The 6,817-nt window shown below is 68.4% G+C and carries 6 protein-coding genes and 1 pseudogene; 1 reads left to right on the top strand and 6 read right to left on the bottom strand.

Going from position 1 to position 6,817, the window contains the following annotated elements; translation table 11 throughout:
* Positions 1-299, bottom strand: a pseudogene (locus ACPT94_RS42020) (2-oxoacid:acceptor oxidoreductase subunit alpha); the annotation flags it as partial.
* Between the two features lie 639 nt (positions 300-938).
* Between ACPT94_RS42020 and ACPT94_RS42015 the strand changes: the two are divergent.
* On the top strand, positions 939-1,622 hold the full coding sequence (locus tag ACPT94_RS42015; RefSeq protein WP_360352398.1) for a response regulator transcription factor: 684 nt from the start codon (positions 939-941) through the stop codon (positions 1,620-1,622).
* Positions 1,623-1,855: 233 nt separating this feature from the next.
* Here the strand turns inward: ACPT94_RS42015 and ACPT94_RS42010 are convergent, their stop codons facing one another.
* From ACPT94_RS42010 to ACPT94_RS41990, 5 genes are all read right to left on the bottom strand, one after another.
* The gene (locus tag ACPT94_RS42010; RefSeq protein ID WP_425248147.1) at positions 1,856-2,128 is read right to left on the bottom strand and encodes an acyl-CoA carboxylase epsilon subunit; all 273 of its coding nucleotides are present in this window, start codon (positions 2,126-2,128) and stop codon (positions 1,856-1,858) included.
* A 121-nt stretch (positions 2,129-2,249) separates the two neighbouring features.
* Entirely contained in the window at positions 2,250-2,687 is a 438-nt protein-coding gene (locus ACPT94_RS42005; protein WP_360352367.1) for a DUF6069 family protein, read from the bottom strand.
* Between the two features lie 115 nt (positions 2,688-2,802).
* Entirely contained in the window at positions 2,803-4,389 is a 1,587-nt protein-coding gene (locus ACPT94_RS42000; protein WP_360352370.1) for an FAD-binding oxidoreductase, read from the bottom strand.
* Positions 4,390-4,546: 157 nt separating this feature from the next.
* A complete protein-coding gene (locus ACPT94_RS41995; RefSeq protein WP_360352372.1) occupies positions 4,547-5,185 on the bottom strand; it encodes a DsbA family oxidoreductase in 639 nt (212 codons plus the stop codon).
* Positions 5,186-5,269: 84 nt separating this feature from the next.
* Positions 5,270-6,802: an acyl-CoA carboxylase subunit beta gene (locus ACPT94_RS41990; protein WP_425248148.1), complete on the bottom strand. Its 1,533-nt coding sequence runs from the start codon at positions 6,800-6,802 to the stop codon at positions 5,270-5,272.
* Positions 6,803-6,817: the final 15 nt, after the last annotated feature.

Raw genomic sequence — 6,817 nt, 5'->3', positions numbered from 1 at the left:
GGGTTCATCGCCACGAGCACGTTGGGCGCGTCACCGGGGGTGAGGATGTCGTGGTCGGCGAAGTGCAGCTGGAAGGAGGAGACGCCGGGAAGGGTGCCGGCGGGCGCGCGGATCTCGGCGGGGAAGTTCGGCAGCGTCGACAGGTCGTTGCCGAACGACGCCGTCTCCGAGGTGAAACGGTCACCGGTGAGCTGCATACCGTCACCCGAGTCCCCCGCGAACCTGATGATCACCCGGTCGAGACGGCGCACGTCCTTCGACCGGGAGGTCCCGCGGTCCGGTGCCTGTGCTTGGGTCATGTCCTCGTCATCTCCCGAGAGCGGCGTCAAGTCGGCTGGGTGCTCGTCGTGTGTCGGCCTGGGAATGGCCGGTTTGTCACTGATTCTGGAACTGACGGTATCGATAGCGTGCTCCTGTGGTGACCCCTGTGTTCGATCACATTCGTGATCAAGCGGGTGTGACTCATCACTCGTATACGTCGTACGCTCCTGCGTGTACGATGTATCGGAAGAAACTGGAAGAGGTCTGTACGGGGGAGCTGGTGTAGTTGGCGGTGCAACAATTCATGGCTGGTTTTCGGACGCCTGTTGCCTGACTGGCCAGGCGGGACGAGTCGTCATCTGATGAGTCTTCGGCTGGGCGATTTCCCCGAAGGCGTAAATTCGATGTGTACCGCACATCCTTCTTGGGCACTGCTGGATTCCTTTTTGTTTCCGCAGTGTTTCGGTTCTCCTTTAATTCGGCAATCCGTCAACTTTTGATCTTTGACGGATCGAGCGCGTCGTCTGTACTGTTCGTGTGCACCTGCTTTGGCGATGGCTCGACGCTCCGCTTAATCGATGAAATGGGGGATTTCTCGGATGGGGCATCAGTCCGTGAGGCTTGTTGAACCACGCATTCCGCATGTGTCCACGCGGGGTGCGTCCGTCAGGCCGGAGGTGAGACGAGTCCGTAAGGCGTTGCGCGTTCTCGCGGTGGAGAGCGAGAGCGAAGTGGCGAAGGAGTTGGTCCGCGACCTGTGGCGACACGGGTATCAGGCGGAGAGCGTGCCGACCGGCGCCCAGGCCCTGCAGCAGTACCGGAACGCCGATCTGCTCCTCGTCGACCTGGACCTTCCCGACCTGGACGGCGTCGAACTGTGCCGGAGCATCCGGGCGGTGTGTGACGTTCCCATCATCGTGGTGACGGCCCGCGACTCCGAGGTCGACCGGGTCCTCAGTCTGCGGGCGGGTTCGGACGACTATGTGCCCAAGCCGTACAGCCTGGCCGAGCTGATCGCCCGTATCGAGGCGGTCATGCGCCGGTCGCTGCGGCAGCCGGTCGCACCCGACGAGGCCATCACCGTCGGCCCGCTGGGCATCGACCCCCGAGCCAGGGAAATCCGCCTGGACGGCCGGCCCATAGAAGTGACGCGCAAGGAATTCGATCTGATGTACCTGCTCGCTTCCCGCCCGGGGATCGTCGTCACCCGCAAGCAGATCATGGCGCAGGTCTGGCGGGACTCCCGCTCGGAGCCCGGGCGTACGATCGACACCCACGTGAGCAGCCTGCGCAGCAAGCTGGGTTCCAGCAGTTGGATCATCACGGCCCGGGGAGTCGGTTTCCGGCTGGGCCACGCCTGATCCTGGAGGAAGGCAGCCCGGACAATCCGGGACGTCGGCCGTCTCGCTCAACGGGAATCGGCTCGTCATCGAGACCGGATCTCCGGCGCGAGGAATCCAGGATCGGTGGGGTGGAAGGGCCGCCCGGTCAACGGCGATCAGCGGTCCGCTAAATCGAATAAATCGAACGGGTTTCCATGGAATGCGGAGATTGTCGATCTCCGCCGTACGGATCCGCCCCGTCGGGGGCATGATCAGGCCGTTGCGCGCCAGCTCGGCAGTGAACCGGCAGCCCATGAGGTGGCTGTCCTGCGCCTGGCCGAGGAAGGCGTCCAGCGCGCCCCGCGCGGACCGGTGCCGACGTCCGCCGGCTGTGCCGCCTGAGCGGCGTTCGCGGCGAGAACGCCGGCGAGCGCCACCGTCACCGCGGCGACCTCCTCCTCGGTGGGGGACCCGCTGGTGATGCGCCAGGACTGACCGGCCGGTGTCGTCGAGACGTCGGGCGTGACGAAGCCGTCTGATGTCATGCTTCCTCCTCCTGCGAAGGCATACGAATGCGGCGGGGGGGGGGGGGGCCGCCGCGCCGAGGGGGGGGGCCCCCCCCCCCCCGGGGGGGGGGGGGGGCCCCGCCCGGCCAGTGCTGCGAGATCAGACGCGGGACCGGCGGATCACTTCCAGCGCGGCCACCGCGACGAAGCCGACGAACAGGTGCATCGTGACCAGCGTGGCCGAGGTGCCCCCGTCGGTGTCCTGGGTCAGCGGGCCGATCGCGGTCAGCGCCGCCACCAGGCCGCCCGCGATCTGACCCACCTTGAGGAACACCGGCTTCCAGCGGGCGAGGAGCACGGCCACCGTGATGCCGATCGCCGGCGCCGCGATCGACATGAAGATCACGTCACCCGCGCCGATCTCGTCGCGTTTTCCGTCGAGCTCCAGGACCAGGGAGGCTCCGGCGGCGTCGCCGATGAACAGGACGATCAGATTGACGACCGCGGCGACGGCGGCGCTCCCCGCGACGACCTGCCACACGGGCAGCGCTCGCCGTCCTGGAGCGGTGTGGGTGGCAGCGGGGTTACTGCTGGTCATGGAGCCCTCCGGGCTGTCGTACCACGCCGGCCAGGGACGTGCCCGGGTCCGGCGCGGTGCTCATGGACATGGGGGTGTGTGCTTCCGGCGCGATGGCCGACCGCCCGGCGAACCGTCAGGCGGGGTCCAGGGACAGGGCGTGCCGGAAGACGTTCTTGGGGTCGTAGGTCTTCTTGACCCGCTGCAGCTTCGGGGCGTTGTCTTTCCAGATGATCGAGTACCAGGGCACACCTGAGGTGTTCTGCGCCGGGTCACGCATGTCGATGTCGGGGTAGTTGATGTAGCCGCCGTCCTGCTGGTCGTTCGGTACCGGGAAGCCGCCGGTCGCGCCGTGGACGCTCTTGCGCAGTGTGCGCACCCAGTTGACTTCCGCCTCGTCCGTCGCCGGGTCGGCCCAGTTGTTGGAGTACCAGAGCTTGAAGATGGAGTCCCGCTGGGGGATCGCCGTGGCCGACGACGACACCGTGTTGATCTTGCAGCCGTAGGCCGCGAGGTACACCAGGCCGACGCCGTAGTGGTTCGGGTCGGTCAGGGACCGGTGGATCGCGCGGATCTGAGTCTCGGTCAGCGGCTTGCGCAGATGGCCGCCCATGGACTTCTGCCGCGAGTACGCGCCGTAGCTCGGGGTCGGCTCCAGGGCGATCTCCAGCCAGGTGCCTTCCCGGATGTCGATGGTCGGCTCCACACCCACACCGGCGTTGACCGCGCGGATGTAGTCGTCGTGGAGCTTGGGGGTGTCCGCCAGCGTGGCGTCCATGCGGATCTCGAGATGCACCGTGCCCGCGAGCGAGGAGTTGAGCTGCAGCGAGCTGTGCATCGTGGAGTACACGGAGCCGGGGGCGCTGTTCGCGGCGTGCCAGGCGCCGTGGTTGAGCACGAGACGGGTGAAGGCCGCCTCGGTCAGCTGGGCCCAGGGCCAGCTCACGACGGTCTTGCGCATCCGCGCGGGAGGCTTGGGCAGCAGCGCCGACGCGTCGCCGGAGGCGCCCGGCGTCCGGAACCAGAACCGCGTCACGATGCCGAGCCCGCCGCCACCGCCGCCGGTGTGGGCCCACCACAGGTCGCGGTTCGGGTCGCCGGCGTTGCGGGTGGCGATGACCGTGCGCGCCTTGCCGCCGCGGTCCGCCACGACGATCTCGATCGCGTACAGGTGGTCCACGACGAGGCCGAAACGGCGCGACAGCGGGCCGTATCCGCCGCCACTGACGTGACCGCCGACGCCCACCTCGGGGCAGACACCACCCGGGACGGTGACCCCCCAGCCCTCGTACAGCGCCTTGTACACCTCGCCGAGGCGGGCGCCCCCCTGGACGGCGAAGGCGTTCATCGTCGGGTCGAAGGTGATGCCCTTCATCTCGGACAGGTCGACGAGGACACGGAACTGCGGATCGTCGACCAGGCCCTCGAAGGAGTGGCCGCCGCCGCGCACGGTGATGCGCTGATTGTTGGCGATGGCCTGGTTCACCGCCTTCTCGACCTGGGCGGCGCAGTGCACGAGCCAGATCTCGTCCGGGGTGGCGACGAAACGGTTGTTGTAGCCGCGCTCGGCGAGCTCGGCGTAACGTGCGTCGCCCGGTCTGACGATCACCTCCGGATCGACCTGTGCGGCGGCCTGTGCCGCCGCCGCGGGCAGTGCGGTGAAGCCCGCGGTGGCACCCGCCACCGCAACCGCGGAGCCCAGGAACCTGCGTCGCGAAACCATGTTGAGCCCTATCTGTGCTGGGATCTGACGAATCACCGCATGGACGCATGCGGGCCGGGGGTGGCCTTCAGCCAAGCAGCCCCCGGAGGGTGTCACCACGCGCTTGACGTGGATCTGTGATGCCTCGATGCCAAAGTTGAGGTTCCGGACGCTCCGGTCAGAAGCCGGACGCGGTCCGGGCGGCCTCGCGCAGCGCCGCGAACAGCGTGGCCTCCGGCTGGGACCCGGTGAGCGGACGTACGCCGTCGATGAAGAACACCGGCACGCCGGTGACACCGAGCCGGCGCACCCGGTCGAGTTCGGCGCGCAGCCGGCCGGTCTCGGCGGTCGCCTCGGCCGGCGCGGTGCCGGCGTCGTCCTCCGTGACGCCGATCTCCTCGGCGAGCCGGGCGAGCGTGGCGGCGTCGCCGATGTGCAGCCCGTCCGTGAAGTGCGCGCGGAAGAGGCGCTCCACCATCGGCTCAGCCAGGCCCTGCCGGGCGGCGCGAGCGATGAGCAGGTGCGCCTCGAACGTCCCGGTGGCCACGGCGCGCCGGTAATGCAACTCCAGCCCCTCCGCGGCGACTTGCTCGGCGAAGCGCAGCGTCTGCCGCACGGCCTCCGCGCCGAACACCTGCTCCAGTACGGGGAGCAGGGGCTGCCCCTCCGTACCGGCGCCCGGGGCGAGCTCGAACGGCAGGAACTCCACCCGGACTTGGTGGCCTTCGGCGCGCAGCCGGTCGGCCGCACGGATGAAACGGGTGTAGCCGAGATAGGAGTGCACACAGATCACGTCCAGCGCGATCCGTACGTGCACCGTCGTGCTCCTCGGCGCGTGTTCCTCCAAGGTCCTGCCTCCCACGGGCTGGTGCGGTTCATGTGCTGCGGTTCAAGTGCTCTGTCACTGCGGGGGATTGCCGTGCTTGCGCGAGGGCAGGTCGGCGTGTTTCGAGTGCAGCATCGCGAGGGACCTGATGAGGACTTCGCGGGTCTCGGTGGGGTCGATGACGTCGTCGACCAGGCCGCGTTCGGCCGCGTAGTAGGGGTGCATCAGCTCGGACTTGTACTCCTTGACCATGCGGGCCCGCATGGCCTCGGGGTCCTCGGCCTCGGCGATCTGGCGGCGGAAGATGACGTTGGCGGCGCCCTCGGCGCCCATCACGGCGATCTCGTTGGTCGGCCAGGCGTAGGTGAGGTCCGCCCCGATGGACTGGCTGTCCATGACGATGTAGGCACCTCCGTACGCCTTGCGCAGGATCAGGGAGATCCGGGGCACGGTCGCGTTGCAGTAGGCGTACAGCAGCTTCGCGCCGTGGCGGATGATTCCACCGTGCTCCTGGTCGACGCCGGGCAGGAAGCCGGGGACGTCCAGAAGAGTGATGATCGGGATGTTGAAGGCGTCGCACATCTGCACGAAGCGGGCGGCCTTCTCACTGGCCTCGATGTCCAGCACACCGGCCAGGGTCTGCGGCTGGTTGGCGACGATCCCGACGACCTGCCCGTCGAGTCGCGCGAGGGCGCAGATGATGTTGCGCGCCCACCGCTCGTGGACCTCGAGGTACTCGCCGTCGTCGACGATCTCCTCGATCACCTTCGTCATGTCGTACGGGCGGTTGCCGTCCGCCGGGACCAGGTCGAGCAGGACGTCCGAGCGGCGGTCGGCCGGGTCGGTGCACTCCACTCGCGGCGGGTTCTCGCGGTTGTTCTGCGGCAGGAGGGAGAGGAGGTAGCGGACCTCCGCGATGCAGGTCTCCTCGTCGTCGTAGGCGAAGTGGCACACACCGGAGGTCTCGGCGTGCACGTCGGCGCCGCCCAGGCCGTTCTGGGTGATCTCCTCACCGGTGACGGCCTTGACCACGTCCGGGCCGGTGATGAACATCTGCGAGGTCTCACGGACCATGAACACGAAGTCCGTCAGCGCCGGGCTGTAGGCGGCGCCGCCCGCGCACGGACCGAGCATCACACTGATCTGCGGGATGACGCCGGAGGCCCTGGTGTTGCGCTGGAAGATGCCGCCGTAGCCGGCCAGCGCCGAGACACCCTCCTGGATCCGGGCGCCCGCGCCGTCGTTCAGCGACACCAGCGGCGCACCGGCCGCGATGGCCATGTCCATGATCTTGTGGATCTTCGTGGCGTGGGCCTCGCCCAGCGCACCGCCGAAGATACGGAAGTCATGGGCGTAGACGAAGACCGTACGGCCCTCCACCGTGCCCCAGCCGGTGATGACACCGTCGGTGTACGGCTTCTTCGCCTCCAGGCCGAAACCGGTCGCCCGGTGCCGGCGCAACTGCTCGACCTCCTGGAAGGACCCCGCGTCCAGGAGCAGCTCGATACGCTCCCGGGCGGTCAGCTTGCCCTTGGCGTGCTGCGCCTGGGTCGCCTTCTCGCTCGGCCCGGCCAACGCCTGCGCACGGATCTCGTGCAGCTCGGCCACGCGCCCGCGCGCGTC

Origin of the sequence: Streptomyces aurantiaciflavus (genome assembly GCF_049808595.1) — a bacterium.
GTDB lineage: Bacteria > Actinomycetota > Actinomycetes > Streptomycetales > Streptomycetaceae > Streptomyces.
Note: the sequence above shows the minus strand (reverse complement) of the source record. Positions and strands in the feature narration are given on the sequence as shown.

What these genes read in the sequence shown, in the direction of transcription:
- ACPT94_RS42000 (WP_360352370.1), bottom strand. Translation starts at nt 4,389, where the DNA reads ATGGTTTCGCGACGCAGGTTCCTGGGCTCCGCGGTTGCGGTGGCGGGT.
- ACPT94_RS42005 (WP_360352367.1), bottom strand. Translation starts at nt 2,687, where the DNA reads ATGACCAGCAGTAACCCCGCTGCCACCCACACCGCTCCAGGACGGCGA.
- ACPT94_RS42010 (WP_425248147.1), bottom strand. Translation starts at nt 2,128, where the DNA reads ATGACATCAGACGGCTTCGTCACGCCCGACGTCTCGACGACACCGGCC.